The sequence below is a fragment of the Pseudoruegeria sp. SHC-113 genome (assembly GCF_025376885.1).
GTDB lineage: Bacteria > Pseudomonadota > Alphaproteobacteria > Rhodobacterales > Rhodobacteraceae > Pseudoruegeria.
Genome location: NZ_JAHUBR010000001.1, coordinates 2,489,183 through 2,503,708 on the forward strand (window position 1 = coordinate 2,489,183; position 14,526 = coordinate 2,503,708).

At 65.5% G+C, this 14,526-nt stretch carries 13 protein-coding genes; 8 read left to right on the forward strand and 5 right to left on the reverse strand.

Annotated features, from left to right (window positions below; genetic code table 11):
* Positions 1–112: 112 nt before the first annotated feature.
* Both KVX96_RS12285 and KVX96_RS12290 read right to left on the reverse strand, forming a co-directional pair.
* Positions 113–427 (reverse strand): DMT family transporter, encoded by a 315-nt coding sequence (locus KVX96_RS12285; RefSeq protein WP_261194775.1) that lies wholly within the window; start codon positions 425–427, stop codon positions 113–115.
* A 128-nt stretch (positions 428–555) separates the two neighbouring features.
* Positions 556–1,230 carry an SIMPL domain-containing protein gene (locus KVX96_RS12290; RefSeq protein WP_261194776.1) on the reverse strand — a complete coding sequence of 225 codons (675 nt, stop codon included), beginning with the start codon at positions 1,228–1,230 and terminating at the stop codon, positions 556–558.
* A 186-nt stretch (positions 1,231–1,416) separates the two neighbouring features.
* On the opposite strand from KVX96_RS12290, the gene KVX96_RS12295 reads away from it, so the two are divergent.
* On the forward strand, positions 1,417–3,879 hold the full coding sequence (locus KVX96_RS12295) for a hypothetical protein (protein ID WP_261194777.1): 2,463 nt from the start codon (positions 1,417–1,419) through the stop codon (positions 3,877–3,879).
* A 106-nt stretch (positions 3,880–3,985) separates the two neighbouring features.
* Here the strand turns inward: KVX96_RS12295 and KVX96_RS12300 are convergent, their stop codons facing one another.
* Positions 3,986–5,146: a M20 aminoacylase family protein gene (locus tag KVX96_RS12300; protein ID WP_261194778.1), complete on the reverse strand. Its 1,161-nt coding sequence runs from the start codon at positions 5,144–5,146 to the stop codon at positions 3,986–3,988.
* A gap of 69 nt (positions 5,147–5,215) precedes the next feature.
* On the reverse strand, positions 5,216–6,097 hold the full coding sequence (locus KVX96_RS12305; protein WP_261194779.1) for a lytic transglycosylase domain-containing protein: 882 nt from the start codon (positions 6,095–6,097) through the stop codon (positions 5,216–5,218).
* Positions 6,098–6,227: 130 nt separating this feature from the next.
* On the opposite strand from KVX96_RS12305, the gene mazG reads away from it, so the two are divergent.
* Positions 6,228–7,064, forward strand: a complete 837-nt coding sequence (gene mazG, locus KVX96_RS12310) for a nucleoside triphosphate pyrophosphohydrolase (protein ID WP_261194781.1) — start codon at positions 6,228–6,230, stop codon at positions 7,062–7,064.
* A gap of 96 nt (positions 7,065–7,160) precedes the next feature.
* Entirely contained in the window at positions 7,161–8,174 is a 1,014-nt protein-coding gene (locus KVX96_RS12315) for a Fe(3+) ABC transporter substrate-binding protein (RefSeq protein ID WP_261194782.1), read from the forward strand.
* 116 nt (positions 8,175–8,290) lie between these two features.
* Here KVX96_RS12315 and KVX96_RS12320 read toward each other — a convergent pair whose 3' ends face one another.
* Positions 8,291–8,908 (reverse strand): thermonuclease family protein, encoded by a 618-nt coding sequence (locus tag KVX96_RS12320; RefSeq protein WP_261194784.1) that lies wholly within the window; start codon positions 8,906–8,908, stop codon positions 8,291–8,293.
* Between the two features lie 270 nt (positions 8,909–9,178).
* On the opposite strand from KVX96_RS12320, the gene KVX96_RS12325 reads away from it, so the two are divergent.
* From KVX96_RS12325 to KVX96_RS12345, 5 genes are all read left to right on the forward strand, one after another.
* Positions 9,179–10,123: a nucleoside hydrolase gene (locus tag KVX96_RS12325; RefSeq protein ID WP_261194786.1), complete on the forward strand. Its 945-nt coding sequence runs from the start codon at positions 9,179–9,181 to the stop codon at positions 10,121–10,123.
* 199 nt (positions 10,124–10,322) lie between these two features.
* Positions 10,323–10,775 carry a GNAT family N-acetyltransferase gene (locus KVX96_RS12330; RefSeq protein ID WP_261194788.1) on the forward strand — a complete coding sequence of 151 codons (453 nt, stop codon included), beginning with the start codon at positions 10,323–10,325 and terminating at the stop codon, positions 10,773–10,775.
* 229 nt (positions 10,776–11,004) lie between these two features.
* A complete protein-coding gene (locus KVX96_RS12335) occupies positions 11,005–12,444 on the forward strand; it encodes a protein adenylyltransferase SelO (RefSeq protein WP_261194789.1) in 1,440 nt (479 codons plus the stop codon).
* Between the two features lie 3 nt (positions 12,445–12,447).
* Positions 12,448–13,140, forward strand: a complete 693-nt coding sequence (locus tag KVX96_RS12340; protein WP_261194790.1) for an endonuclease/exonuclease/phosphatase family protein — start codon at positions 12,448–12,450, stop codon at positions 13,138–13,140.
* Between the two features lie 78 nt (positions 13,141–13,218).
* Positions 13,219–14,466, forward strand: a complete 1,248-nt coding sequence (locus KVX96_RS12345; RefSeq protein WP_261194791.1) for a cation:proton antiporter — start codon at positions 13,219–13,221, stop codon at positions 14,464–14,466.
* Positions 14,467–14,526 lie beyond the last annotated feature (60 nt).

Here is a 14,526-nt window from a genome sequence, read left to right on the forward strand (position 1 = left end):
CGCCCGTCACGCAAGTGACGGGCACGCGCCTGCCCGCCCCACGGCGGGCGCGTTCCGCACCCGCCCGGGCAGCCGCTCAGCACCAAGTCTAAAAAGCCTTAAAAGCAGAGTGTTAGCTGGCGATCTTCATCAGGAGTATGCCGCCCACGATCATCAAGGCCGCCAGCAGGCGTAGCGGCGTGGCGGCCTCGCCCAGCATCACGACGCCGAGAACGAAGGCCCCGACAGCGCCGATCCCCGTCCAGATCGTATAAGCCGTGCCCAGGGGCAGGCTGCGCATGGCATAGGCCAGCAGGAGGAAACTTCCGAGCATGCCGAGGATTGTGATCACGCTTGGACCAAGCAGCGTGAACCCGACCGATTTCTTCATGAAATAGGCCCAGAGAATTTCAAACAGTCCGGCGGTGAAGAGTGCAAACCAGGCCATGAAACGGCCCTCCTTTCAGGTGTGGGCCGGGCCGTCCCGGATGTGCAGGCAAAGGCGCGGGTCGTCCCGCACCGTGCCGATTTATGGGCCTGCGCAGCGCCCGTCAAGGGCTGCGCGCAAGCGCGCGGTTACTGGCCGCCTTCGATGGCGTAAACCATTGTCACCGTTGCGGAAATCGTCACCTCACCTTCCGCGATGGGCACCGAATCCCGCGCCATGGCGGCGGCTTCCATCATCCGCAATTGGGGCCGGTAGCTGCCATTCTCCGTGAGCGACACAAGATCGCCCAGCTCCACGCCTGCCGCCTCGGCATAAAGCTCCGCCCGCGCACGGGCCTCGGCCACGGCCGCGCGGCGGGCCTCATCCGAAAGCGCGCTGTCGTCAGCAAGGCCGAACTGCAGCCCCTGGAAGGTGTTGGCCCCCTGCTGCACGACGCTGTCCAACACGCCGCCTAGCTGCGCCAGATCCCGCACCCGCACCGTCACCGTGTTGTTGGCCACGAAGCCGGTGATCTCGGGCTGGCTGCCATCATTCTTGTGGTGCCAGCGCGGCGAGAGGTTGAGGCCGCGCGTCTGCACGTCCCGGCCCTCGATGCCGCTTTCGGACAGCTCCGCCAGCACAAGCGCCATACGTTCGGAATTGGCATTGAGCGCTTCTGCGCCGGTCTTGCCTTCCGTGGTGACGCCCAGCGTGATCGTGGCCATGTCCGGCACCGCCGCCACCTGCCCTTCGGCGGTGATGGTGATCAGGCGCGGCAGCTCTTCGGCGAGCGCCGGAAGAGGCAGGAGAAAAGGCAGTGTCATCAGAAGCTTGCGCATCGGTCTTCCTTCAGGTGTTGGCAAGGGACTTACCCCAGCATGTAAGCATCGCAGGAAGGCGCTGCAGAAGTTTCCGTCTGGTTTCGGCCCGATGCGCGATTTCTTGCCTTTCGGCTGGCGGGCGGCAATGGCATCTTCTGGCACAGGCCTGTTTCGTGGTAGGAAAATTGCATGTTGCCCGGTTACGCTCTCAACCTTTCGCACAGCGGCATCGGCCTTCTGCGGCGCGTGGAAGGCGGCTGGGAAAGCGTGGGCGATGTGTCGCTGGCCTCCGGCACGCTTGGCGAGGATCTGAAAGCCCTGCGCGCCAAGGCCCGCAAGGGGCGCAGCGATGCGTTTTTCTGCAAACTCGTGATCCCCAATTCCGAGGTGCTTTACACCGAGGTTGCGGCCCCCGGCCCCAGCGATGCGGAGCGGCTCGTGCAGATCCGCGAGGCGCTGGAAGGCCTGACCCCCTATTCGGTCGATGAGCTGGCCTTCGACTGGCGCCTGCAAGGCGACAGGGCACAGGTGGCGGCGGTGGCCCAGATGACCCTGCGCGAGGCGGAGGGCTTCGCGCTGGATCACAAGTTCCCGCCGGCCTGTTTCGTAGCGATCCCCGAAGGAAGCGCTTTTGAAGGCGAGCCCTTCTTCGGCCTGCCCCATGCCCGCCCCGAGGGCCTGAGCGTCGCGCGCGACGCTGAGGCCATCGTGATCCTGCCCGCCGTGGCCGCGAAACCCGAAAGCCCCGCGAAGCCGGACGCCAAACCCGCGCCGCCCGCTGAGGCTGTTGAAGCAGAGACAGCCGCTGTACCGGTTCTGGAAACCGCCCTCCCTGCCGCACCGGAGCGCCAGGCCCCCGAGGCTCCCGCGTCGGACGTCGCGCAGCCTGAGACACCGGAAAGCCCCAAGGCGCTCGCCGCCGCGCTTGCGCCGCGCTTCACGCTGATGGAGAGCCCGGAGGCCTTTGAAGGCCCGGACGAGGCCGCCCCGGCCCCGGAAAGCCCTGCGGATGTGCCGGAAGACGACGCCCCGGCAGAAGGCATCCCCGCCTTCGTGCGCGCGGGCGACAGCCTTGCCCCGGCACAGCCCAAACCGGCACAGTCCAAACCGGAAAAGCCGCCTGCCAAGCCAGCCCCGAAGCCCGAAGTGTCCGCCGCTGCCCTCGTCGCCGCGCGCGATGATCTGGCCGAGGGCGAAACCGCCCTCCCACTGCGCAGCGCCAAGGATCCCTTCCCCCTGCCGCAGTTCCCGGCCAAGGGTCAGGGGCGCGCGGAGCTGCGCCGTAAGCTCCTGCCCATTGGTGGCCTCGCCGCCACGCTGGCGCTTCTCTTTATCGGCGCGCAGTTCTTCGGCGCGCCCAACCCGGTGGACCTGCTGCGCAGCGAAGCGCCTGAGGCCGCGCTCACGCCACAGGACGAAACCGCGAACATCGATCTTGCCGCCTTGCCGGAGGCCGAGGTCAGCGCCCTGCCCGAGCCCGCCCTGATCGAAGGGGCCGAGAGCGGCGGGGCCGCGCCGACAGAAGAAGGCACCGTGGTTCTGGCGAGCCTGCCTGAAGCCACAGCGCCAGTGCTGCTGCCCGAGCTCCCCGAAGGCGAAACGATAGCCCCTCAGGCGGAGCAGGCCCCCGACGCCCCCGCAACACCTGCGGAACAGGCGCCCGACACCTCCCTTGCCGACGGCCCGCGCCTGAACCTGCTGCAGGGCCCCGGCTCGACGGATTCGCTCTATGTGGCCTCCATCGATCCCACCACCGAAGCCTCGGACGCCGTGGCCCTGCCCGCACCCGACAGCTTTGCAACTGACGCGCCGCTCGCCGCGCGCAGCAACCCGGCCGATGCGGCCACGCAATTCGCGCTGGACGAAAACGGCTGGGTGATCCCGACTCCGCAAGGCGCGCTGACGCCCGATGGCGTGCGCGTCTTTGCCGGCAGCCCCGCCAAACGCGCCGCCCTGCGGCCCGAGGGGCTTGCGCCGGTGGATCTGCTGACCGAGGCCGATCCGCTGGAGGGCTTCCGCCCTGCCGCGCGCCCGGGTGATCTGGTGGAATCCGAGGAACGCAGCCGCCTTGGCGGGCGCACGCTGGCCCAGCTTGGCACCCTGCGTCCGGCTCCGCGCCCCGCCGAAGTCGCCGCCGTCGCCGCCGCGATCGCTGATGCGCAGGAGGCCGCCGAAGCTCCGCCCCCCGAAAGCAACCTGTTTGACCTGCCCACCGAACGTGCGATAGCCCGTTCGCCGCGTCCCCGCGTGCGCCCCGAAATCGAGGTGCGCCGAGTCGCCACTGCCGCTCCTACCGCCACGGCTCCCGCGCCCACCGCGCGCAGCTCTGACGGCGGCGCAGAGGAGACAGGGGGCCGTACGACGGGGCAGAGCTTGTCGCGTCAGGAGATCAACTCGAAGACAACAACGGCGGCAAGCGTGGCACAGCAGGCAACCCTGAAGAATGCGATCAACCTCGGCAAGATCAACCTGATCGGCGTCTATGGCTCTGACAAGAACCGCCGGGCGCTGATCCGGCTGTCGAGCGGGCGCTACGTGAAGGTGAAAGTGGGCGACCGCGTGGATGGCGGGCAGGTCGCGGCCATCGGCAGCAACGAACTGCGCTACGTGAAAAGCGGGCGCAACATCACGCTGACAATGCCGAAGGGCTGAGGGGCGCCTCAGGTCTTGGCAGATTGCCCCTTGGGCAAGGTTCAATCAATGATAAGGTCCCGGCCCGCAAAGCGGACCGGATAAATCGTATTGTGCGAGTCATGCCTCAGAGAGGCTGCGCCCGCTCGACGATCTGGGCAAAGAAGCTTGCGCCGATGGGGCTGATCTCGTCGTTGAAATCATAGGCCGGGTGGTGGCACACCGGCCCGTCGCCCTGGCCGAGGAACAGGTAAGCCCCCGGCGTGCGCTCCAGCATATAGGCGAAATCCTCAGAGCCCATCTGCTTGGGCGCATCCCCAACGACGGCCGCCTCTCCGGCCACGGCCCGGGCCACGGAGAGCGCAAACTCGGCCTGATCCGCATCATTGATGGTGGGCGGGTAATCCCGGCGGTAGATGATCTGTGCTTCGACCCCGAAGGCCGCCGCCTGCCCTTCGGCCAGCGCGCGGATACGGGACTCGGCCACATCGCGCACCTCGGGGCTGAAGCAGCGCACCGTCCCGCCGATGAAGGCGGTTTCAGGCACCACGTTCAACGCCTTGCCCGCATGGATCGAGGTGACCGAAAGCACGATGTCGTCGATGGCCGAGACGTTGCGGCTCACCACCGTGGGCAGGGCCTGCGCCAGCGCTGCCACCGCAGGGATCGGATCCACTGTATCCTCCGGCATGGCCGCATGGCCGCCCCGGCCCTTGAAGGTGATCTCAAACTCATCCACTGCCGCCATGATCGGCCCCGGCGTGGAGTGGAAATGGCCGACGGGGATGTTGGGCGCGTTGTGCAGTGCGAAGACGCGCGCCAGGCCGAAGCGCTCCATCACGCCCTCTTCCACCATCACGCCCGCGCCGCCGCCGTCTTCCTCGGCCGGCTGGAAGATCAGCACGGCACGGCCCTTGAAACGACGGGTCTCGGCCAGATATTTCGCCGCGCCCAGCAGCATCGTGGTGTGGCCGTCATGGCCGCAGGCATGCATGTTGCCTTCGGTTTCAGAAGAGTAATCAACGCCGCTTTCCTCAAAGATCGGCAAAGCGTCCATATCGGCGCGCAGGCCGATCGTAGGGCCGTCGCCCTGCCCGTTGATCACGGCCACGACGCCCGAGGTGGCAATGCCCTCGTGGATCTCGTCCACACCGAACTCCCGCAGCCGCTCCACCACGAAAGCAGCCGTCTTGTGGCAGTCGAACTTCAGCTCCGGGTTGCGGTGCAGCCAGCGCCGCCATGTCTTCATCTCTTCGGCGTAATCGGCGATGCGGTTGATCACGGGCATGGGGGCTCTCCTGTCTGCTTGGCTCCTTGCTAGCGCGGCCAGCGGCACGCGCAAGGGCAATGTTCAATCTCAGTTGCGAAACACCGCACAGATGCAGCCGGCCCGGCGCAAGCTGCTGCAGTAGGTGCTGGCGCTGCGTAGGGAGGAGCGCCCGATGCGGGCCATGTAATAGCCCTTCACCGGGCTCACGCGGTTCTTCACGAAGATGAAATCCGGCTCTTCCCCGGCCACTTCCGCCGCGCAGCGTCGGGTGTTCTGCTGAAAGCGCGCAAGCGAGGCCTCGGGCGTCACCCCATAGGCCAGTTGCACGCCGAAAGGCTCGCGCCGGGGCGTAGGCCGCACCGGGGGCGAGAGTTTACGCGCCCGCGCCATAGCGTGGCAGGCCGGGGCAAACGGCTTTGCAGCGTCAAGACGGAAATCCGGCGCTTCAGGCGGCGCATCGCGCCATGTTTCGGCAGGCCGCGCGGTGATGATGCGCACGTAGGCGATGGTTTCAGACGCAAGCCCGGCGCGCCCGGCCACAAAGCGCTCGGCCCGGTTCTCTCCGCCATTATAGGCCACGGCGGCCAGCCCCGGATTGCCGAAGCGGCGCTGCAGCTCGCCGAGGTATTCGGCGGAATGTTCCAGCGCCAGCGCCGGGTTGAACGGATCGGCAAGCCCGCGCAGCTTGGCCGTAGAGGGGATGAACTGCGCGATCCCCAGCGCATTGGCCGGGCTCACGGCGTTCGGGTCGAAGCGGCTCTCCTGCCAGATCAGCCGCGCGAAGAAATGTGCGTCGAGCCCATGGCGGGCGGCGGCGCTTTCGATCAACTGGCAGGTATCAAAGGTGAAATGCGCCTCCCGGATGCACTCCACATGGCCCCATTTGCCTTGCGTGCAGGCGCGATCCGGCGGCTCCGCGCGCAAAGGCACAGGCATCAGCAGGATCAAAAGAGCCAGAAGAAACCGCATCACAAACACTCGCGCACAACAGCCCCACCCTGCCCCGCAACGCCGCAGGCCTCAAGCGCGCAGACACCGGCGGGGCTTCACATTTTCCGCGCCCCTTGCTTAAACCAAGCTGCCAGCAACGGAGCCGACCATGCACACCCCCCTGCCCAAAGCCCAAAGCGACGCCCTTGTGTTCGATCCCGAAGGCGGCCTGCCCCGCCTGCGCGAGATCATGCGCCGCCTGCGCGACCGAGAAACGGGCTGCCCGTGGGACATCGAACAGGATTTCGCCACCATCGCGCCCTACACCATCGAGGAGGCCTATGAGGTCGCCGATGCGATCGAACGCGCGGCCTTTGGCGAGTTGGAGGGCGAGTTGGGCGATCTTCTCTTCCAGACCGTCTACCACACGCAGATGGCGGAGGAGGCCGGGCATTTCAGTTTTGATGACGTGGTGAAAAACATCTCCGACAAGATGGTCGCCCGCCACCCCCATGTCTTCGGCGATGAGAGCAACCAGAAATCGGCAGAGCAGCAGACCCGCGACTGGGAAGCCCAGAAGGCCAAGGAGCGCGCTGGCCGCGCCGAGAAAGGCACGCTCGATGGCGTCGCCGTGGGCCTTCCGGCGCTGCTGCGCGCGCTGAAGCTGCAATCGCGCGCCGCGCGGGTGGGGTTTGACTGGCCCTCCACCGAGAACGTGCTCGACAAGCTGCTGGAGGAAAGCCGCGAGCTGGTGGAGGCGCGCGACAGGCTGACCCAGGACAAGGTGGAAGAGGAGTTCGGCGATCTGCTCTTCGTCATGGCCAACCTCGGCCGCCACCTCGGGCTGGACCCGGAAAGTGCCCTGCGCGCCGCCAACGCAAAATTCACCCGACGCTTTGAAAAGGTTGAAGAAAAACTGAAAACACGCGGCAAGACCCCGGCCCAGTCCACGCTGGAAGAGATGGATGCGCTCTGGGATGAGGCCAAGGCGGAGGAGCGCAGATAGCAGACGGATTTATTCCCAAGTGAAATAATCACCTATTGACCCGATCAAAATAGTCGGGTTTACAGGCCGGGAGAAATCCAACCAGAGGACATCCCCATGTTCACCCCTTTCCGCACCACCGCCCTCGCCCTGGTCGCCGTGGCCACCGCCGCGCCCGCACTGGCTGAGGAGGTCAACGTCTACTCCTACCGCCAGCCCGAACTGATCAAGCCGCTCACCGATGCTTTCACCGAGGAAACCGGCATCACCGTCAACGTGGCCTTCCTTGAGAAAGGCATGATCGAGCGCCTGCAGGCCGAGGGCGAACGCTCCCCGGCGGACGTCGTGCTCACCGTGGACATCTCCCGCCTTGCCGGCGTCGTGGAAGCCGGGCTGACGCAAGCCGTCACCTCCGAAACGCTGGAAGCCAACGTGCCCGGGCAATACCGCGACCCCGAGAACCACTGGTTCGGCCTCACCACCCGCGCCCGCATAGTTTACGCCTCCAAGGAGCGCGTGGCCGAGGGCGAAGTGACGACCTACGAGGATCTGGCCGATCCGAAATGGCAGGGCCGCATCTGCATCCGCTCCGGCACCAACGCCTATAACGTCGCCCTCACCGCCGCCCACCTGTACCACCACGGCGAAGAGGCCACGAAAGACTGGCTGGAAGGCGTGAAAGCCAACCTCGCCCGCAAACCGCAGGGCAACGACCGCGCGCAGGTGAAAGCGATCTGGGCCGGCGAATGCGACATCTCCGTGGGCAACACCTACTACATGGGCAAGATGCTGGAAGATCCCGAGCAACAAGCCTGGGCCGACAGCGTCAACATCGTCTTCCCGGAATTCGAAGGCCACGGCACGCACGTAAACATCTCCGGCGTGGCGATGACGAAAGCCGCCCCCAACGCCGAGAACGCGCTGAAATTCATGGAATTCCTGACCTCGCCGAAGGCGCAGGAAATTTACGGCGCGGCCAACTACGAATACCCGATCGCCCCGGGCACGGAAGCCGTGGATCTCGTCAAGGGCTGGGGCGCCTTCTCGGCAGACCCGGTGAACCTGATGGAGCTCGCCAAACTCCGCCCCGACGCGCTGAAACTGATCGAAACGGTCGATTTCGACGGCTGATCGGTCAGGTCAGGGAAACAGGAAACGCCGCCCCGGTTGGGGCGGCGTTTTTGCGTTTGGATTGGCGAAGCACCGCCGAAGCGACCGTTCTTTCACAAACAAGACGCTTTGCTGGCTTAGGGCCCAGCCTTTTGCTTTTCTTCGAACCGTTTCCAAACGCCCATATGCCCTTTCTGGCGCGCGGCGGCGAGGAACAGTTTCTTCCGCACCCCTTCCACTTCCAAGTCACTGTATTTGCCACCAGAGAATTTAGGCCAATCCAGAGCCAAGCCCTCCTTAACCATTTCTGCGGACAAATCGCGCCCATCAGCAAGAAAACAGCGCGCCACAACGCGCCCATATTCGTCGGTGTCGGTCACCTCTGCCCTGACCTCTTGCCCCTTGCAAAGGCTGTGGAGCGCCCACTTTGCCTTCTTACCATATGGGTGATCCAACTCGGGAGCGTCGACCCCAAACAACCGAATCTGGGTCGAGCCGATTTTAATCGTGTCGCCATCGGTCACCCACGCGGAACCGACCAAAACCGTTTCCGGAGGGGCAGGCTTTGATGTTGACTCGTCAAAGGGTGCGGGCTGTGCTTCTACCTTCGAAGGAGCAACCGGCTTGGAAGCAGGGTGAACCTGTTCGTCCGGACGCATGGTTTTCAGTGGAATCGTTTTCTTTGTGCGCTTTCCATTTCGGCTGTTGAGCAGTGCAAACCCAACGACAACCAAGGCAACGAACAGCAGTTCCATATTTTGAGTTTTCCTTTGGCCTGCGAATATCTCACCGACCTCAGGTTGCTACCGAGCCGTAAATATTCTTTTGAATTTCGGCCAAAGTATTAATCACCATTCGCCAGATGTTCAAAGCATCGAGTGGGGTTAACAGAAAAAGTTGTCAACCAATTCCTGCCACTCAGCCAATACACTCAGACCGGCAGTTTCTATTGCGCGCGCCCCCTTGCCATTCCCCTCCACCTCCGCCACGCTCCGCTTCTTTGACACCCGTTCAGGAGCTTCCCCATGCCTGCCCCGCGCAAGATCATCATCGATACGGACCCCGGACAGGACGACGCCGTCGCGATCCTTCTGGCGCTGGCCAGCCCGGAAGAGATCGAGCTGCTCGGCATCACCGCCGTAGCCGGGAATGTGCCCCTGCCGCTCACGCAGAAGAACGCGCGGATTGTTTGTGAGCTGGCGGGCAAGCCCGAGGTCAAGGTCTTTGCGGGCTGCGATACGCCCATGCACCGGCCTCTGGTGACGGCGGAGCATGTCCACGGCAAGACGGGGCTGGATGGCCCCACCCTGCCCGATCCCACCATGCCGCTGCAGCCCCAGCACGGGGTGGATTTCATCATCGACACCTTACGCGCGCACCCCAAAGGCACGGTGACGCTCTGCCCCCTTGGCCCCCTCACCAACATCGCGCAGGCCTTCGCGCAGGCGCCGGATGTGGTTGAGAAGGTTCAGGAAATCGTAATGATGGGCGGCGCCTATTTCGAGGTGGGCAACATCACCCCGGCCGCAGAGTTCAACATCTACGTCGATCCCGACGCGGCCAAGATCGTCTTTGCCTCCGGCGTGCCCATCGTGGTGATGCCGCTGGACGTGACCCACAAGGCGCTTGTCACCAAGCCGCGCAACGATGCTTTCCGCGCCCTTGGCACCCCCGTGGGGGCGGCCGTGGCCGAGATGACGGATTTCTTCGAGCGCTTCGACAAGGAGAAATACGGCTCCTCCGGCGCGCCGCTGCATGATCCTTGCGTCACCGCCTATCTGATCCGGCCCGAGCTGTTCACGGGCCGCCATATCAACGTGGAGATCGAGGTGGAGTCCGAGCTGACGCTGGGCATGACGGTGGCCGACTGGTGGGGCGTGACGGACCGCGCGCCCAACGCGACCTTCATGGGCGATGTGGATGCCGACGGTTTCTTTGCCCTGCTGACAGAGCGCCTCGCGCGGCTGTAGCGCCTGTTTCGCCCGGCGGCACGCCGGGCAGCCCCCGCCCGCCCCACAGGCGGGGGCTATCGCCCCCACCTCGGGCGTGGGCCGCCCGGCTCGGCATCCTGCGCCTGCCAGATTTTGCCCATTGCCGCTGCGCAGGCGCATTCCTCGTGCATCAAGCGCCGGAATGCGCCATGAAGGGCGTCGAAGGAGACCCAAGCCCATGAGCGCCAAGCTGCATCTGGCCAAGCCCGAAGATCTGGACCGCCTTGCCGGCCTCGTCGCCCGCTACCATGCGTTCGAGGGCATCACACAGAGCGAAGACAAACGCCGCGCCGCGCTGCAGCCCTTGCTGGAGGGCACGCCCCACGGCATCGCCTACCTCATCGGCCCGCGCACCGCGCCGGTGGGCTATATCGTGATCAGCTTCGGCTATTCGGTGGAGCTGGGCGGGATCGACGGTTTTGTCGATGAGTTCTTCATCCGCGAAAAGCTGCGAGGCCGTGGCCTTGGCGGAGAGGTGCTGCGCACGCTGCTGCCCGCGCTGGCCGATCACGGGGTGAAGGCGCTGCATCTGGAAGTGGAGCGTGGCAATGAGCGCGCCCGCGGGCTCTATGCGCGACTGGGGTTCGAGAACCGCGAGACATACCACCTGATGACGCGTATTCTGGGCTGAGTGCTGCACCTAAATGGCCTTATGCGTTGAAGTATCGCCCGCCCAACAGGCACTGTTGGGCCCCGCCGTTCCGCCCCCTCGGGGCGGCGCGATTGCGCCACCCCGCGGAAGCGGCGCTCGACCACAAACGAACGAAAGAGACATTTTATGGGTTCCTGAGCGTCGTGCTTTGTCTGGCAATTTCTTGCCCCAGCGCTTACCTCAGGACTGACGCAGAAGAGCCCGCCCCATGACCCTGACTTTCGCCTTTGACAACAGCTACGCCACGCTCCCTGAGCGCTTCTATACGCGGCTTGGCCCCACGCCAGTGCGCGCGCCGGAGCTGATCAAGGTGAACCACGCGCTGGCGCGGGATCTGGGGCTGGATCCAGCCGCGCTGGAAAGCCCCGAAGGCGTGGCGGTGCTGGCCGGAAACGCCGTGCCGCAAGGGGCTGATCCACTGGCGCAGGCCTATGCCGGGCACCAGTTCGGCGGCTTCTCTCCGCAGCTGGGCGACGGGCGGGCGCTTCTGCTGGGTGAAGTGCAGGACAAAAGCGGCAACCGCTTTGACATACAGCTCAAGGGCTCCGGCCCCACGCCCTACAGCCGCCGGGGCGATGGCCGCGCCTGGCTTGGCCCTGTGTTGCGCGAGTATCTGGTGAGCGAGGCGATGCATGCCCTTGGCATCCCCACCACCCGCGCGCTGGCCGCCGTCACCACGGGCGAGCCTGTTTTCCGCGAAACACCCCTGCCCGGCGCGGTGCTGACCCGCGTGGCCGCCTCCCACATCCGTGTGGGCACCTTCCAGTATTTCGCCGCGCGCAACGATGGCGAGGCGCTGCGGCTGCTCACCGATCACGTGATCGCCCGCCACTACCCGGACGCAGACGGCCCGCTCGGCCTGCTCAAAGTGGTGAGCGCCGCGCAGGCACGGCTGGTGGCGCAATGGATGGGCGTGGGCTTCATCCATGGCGTGATGAACACCGACAACACCCAGATCGCGGGCGAAACCATCGATTACGGCCCTTGCGCCTTCATGGACGCCTACCACCCGGCCACCGTCTATTCCTCCATCGATCGCGGCGGGCGCTATGCCTACCAGAACCAGCCCGACATCCTGCTCTGGAACCTCGCCCAGCTTGCCACGGCACTGGTGCCGATCATGGGTGCGGATGGCGAGGCCGCCGTGGCCGAGGCGAGCGAGGTTCTGCAGGGCTTCGGCGCGCAGTTCCGCACCGAGTGGCTGGCGCTGTTTTCAGGCAAGATCGGTCTGGAGACAGCGCAAGAAGGCGATGAGGCGCTGATCGTGGCGCTGCTTCACGCCATGAGCGCCGGTCAGGCCGATTTCACCAATACGTTCCGCGCTCTTGGCACGACCCGCGCGCGCGACCACTTCCTTGAGCCAGAGGCCTTTGACCAATGGGAGGCCGACTGGCACGCCCGCCTCGCGCAAGAGGGCGCGTCGCCGGACAGCGCCCGTGCCCGCATGGAATCCGTGAACCCGGCCTATATCCCGCGCAACCACCGGATCGAACAGGCCATCGAAGCCGCCGTCGCCGGGGATTATGCCCCGTTCGAGCGGCTCAACACCGTGCTTGCCACCCCCTTCACCGAACAGCCCGGCGCGGAAGGTTATGCCCGCCCGCCGCTGCAGGAGGAAGTGGTGCAGGCCACTTTCTGCGGCACCTGATCCATGCGTCTGGCCAGCTATAACATCCGCAAATGCCTCGGCACGGACCGCAAACGCGCGCCGGGCCGCGTGATCGAGGTGATCAACGGGCTTTCGGCCGATGTCGTCGTGCTGCAGGAGGCCGACCACCGCCTTGGCCCCCGCCCCGCCGCCCTGCCCGAAGGCACGATCCGCTCTTACAGCGATTTCACCCCCGTGGAGCTGGCCGAAAACGATGTGAGCCTTGGCTGGCACGGCAATGCGATCCTGCTGAAAAAGGGCCTGCGTGCAACGCGGGTCGAGCGGCTCGAGCTGCCTGGGCTGGAGCCGCGCGGTGCGGTGATGGTGGAGGCCGAGAGCGCGGAAGGCAAATTGCGCGTCATCGGCACGCATCTTGGCCTCTTGCGCCGCTACCGGCTGATGCAGCTGGAAACCATTGCCGCCGCGCTCAAAACGCTGGCCCCGATGCCCACCGCCATCCTCGGCGATTTCAACGAATGGAGCGCCCACGGCGGCATGGAGCCTTTGAACGATCTGTACCACGTCCACGCGCCGGGCCTGAGCTATCACGCCCGCCGCCCCGTGGCCCGGCTCGACCGGGTTGCGCTGAACGACACCGCCCATCTGCTACGTGCCGGCGTGGAGAAGGGCGAGTTGGCGCAGCTTGCCTCCGACCACCTGCCGATCTGGGCGGACGTGCGCCTGCGCAACGAGTGACGCCGCCCCGCGCTCAGGCTTGGCCGGATTTCGGCGCCGTGCTAAGGGTTTAGCTCCAAATCCCACGGGGCGCGCGCCATGAACATCCTGCAACTGACTTCGCTCATCATCGTTCTTGCAGGGCTGTTCGGCTCGATCAATTACCTCTTCCTGCGCCTGCCCGGCACCATCGGCATTCTCGTGGTGGCGCTTTTCGCCTCGCTCACGATCATCGGCATCGATCTGGTCTACCCCGCCTTCGCCATCGACGACATGATCCGTTCCACCGTCATGGGGCTCGATTTCTCCGATGCGCTGCTTGAGGGGATGCTGGGGCTGCTGCTCTTTGCCGGGGCGCTCCATGTGAAAGTGAGCGATCTGCGGCGCGAATGGGCCGTGGTGGCGCTCATGGCGACGCTGGGCGTCGGACTCTCCACCGCCATCGTGGGCTTCGGCTTTTCGTGGATCACCGGGATGCCGCTGCTGATCGCACTCGTGTTCGGCGCGCTGATCTCCCCCACCGATCCCGTCGCCGTGCTGGGCGTGCTGCGCGAGGCCAACCTGCCGAAATCTCTGGAAACCCAGATCGCGGGGGAATCGCTGTTCAACGATGGCGTGGGCTATGTCGTCTTCCTCGTGCTCGCAGGCCTCGCCTTCCCCGCGCCGGGCCATCACGAGCTGGATGCCGCCGGAATCACGCTGCTGTTTCTGCAGGAGGCCCTTGGCGGCGCGGCCCTTGGTGCGGTGCTCGGTTGGCTCGTCTTCCGGCTGATGCGGCGGATCGATGATTACGCGCTGGAGGTGCTGCTCACACTGGGGCTGGCCTTCGGCGGCTATGAGCTGGCCGTGGCGCTGCATGTCTCTGCCCCAATCATGGCCGTGGTGGCCGGGCTTTTCATCGGCGATACGGGCATGACCCACGGCATGAGCGAGCAGACCCGCAAGTATGTGGATCATTTCTGGGAGATGGTCGACGAAATCCTGAACGCGGTGCTCTTCCTGATGATCGGTTTCGAGGTCTTTGCCGTCACCTTTTCCTCGGACGCTTTGCTGGCCTCGGTCTTTGCCATCGGCCTTGCGCTGCTCGCCCGTCTGGCGGCCGTGGCCGTGCCGGTGCTGCTGCTGCGCCCCTTCCGCGGCTTTGCCCCCGGTGTGATCCCGATCATGACATGGGGCGGCCTGAAGGGCGGCATCTCAGTTGCGCTGGCGCTCTCACTGCCCGACAGCGAATGGAAGCCGCTGATCCTCACCGCGACCTATGTGATCGTCGTCTTCTCGATCATCGTGCAGGGGCTGACGGTGGCAAGGCTGGCCCAGAAGGTGGGCCGCGAGCCGGAGCTGATCTGAGGCTTTTCACCCGCGCCCCGGCACAATAGGCTGGCCCTCAAGGGGGCGCTGGTCTAGGAA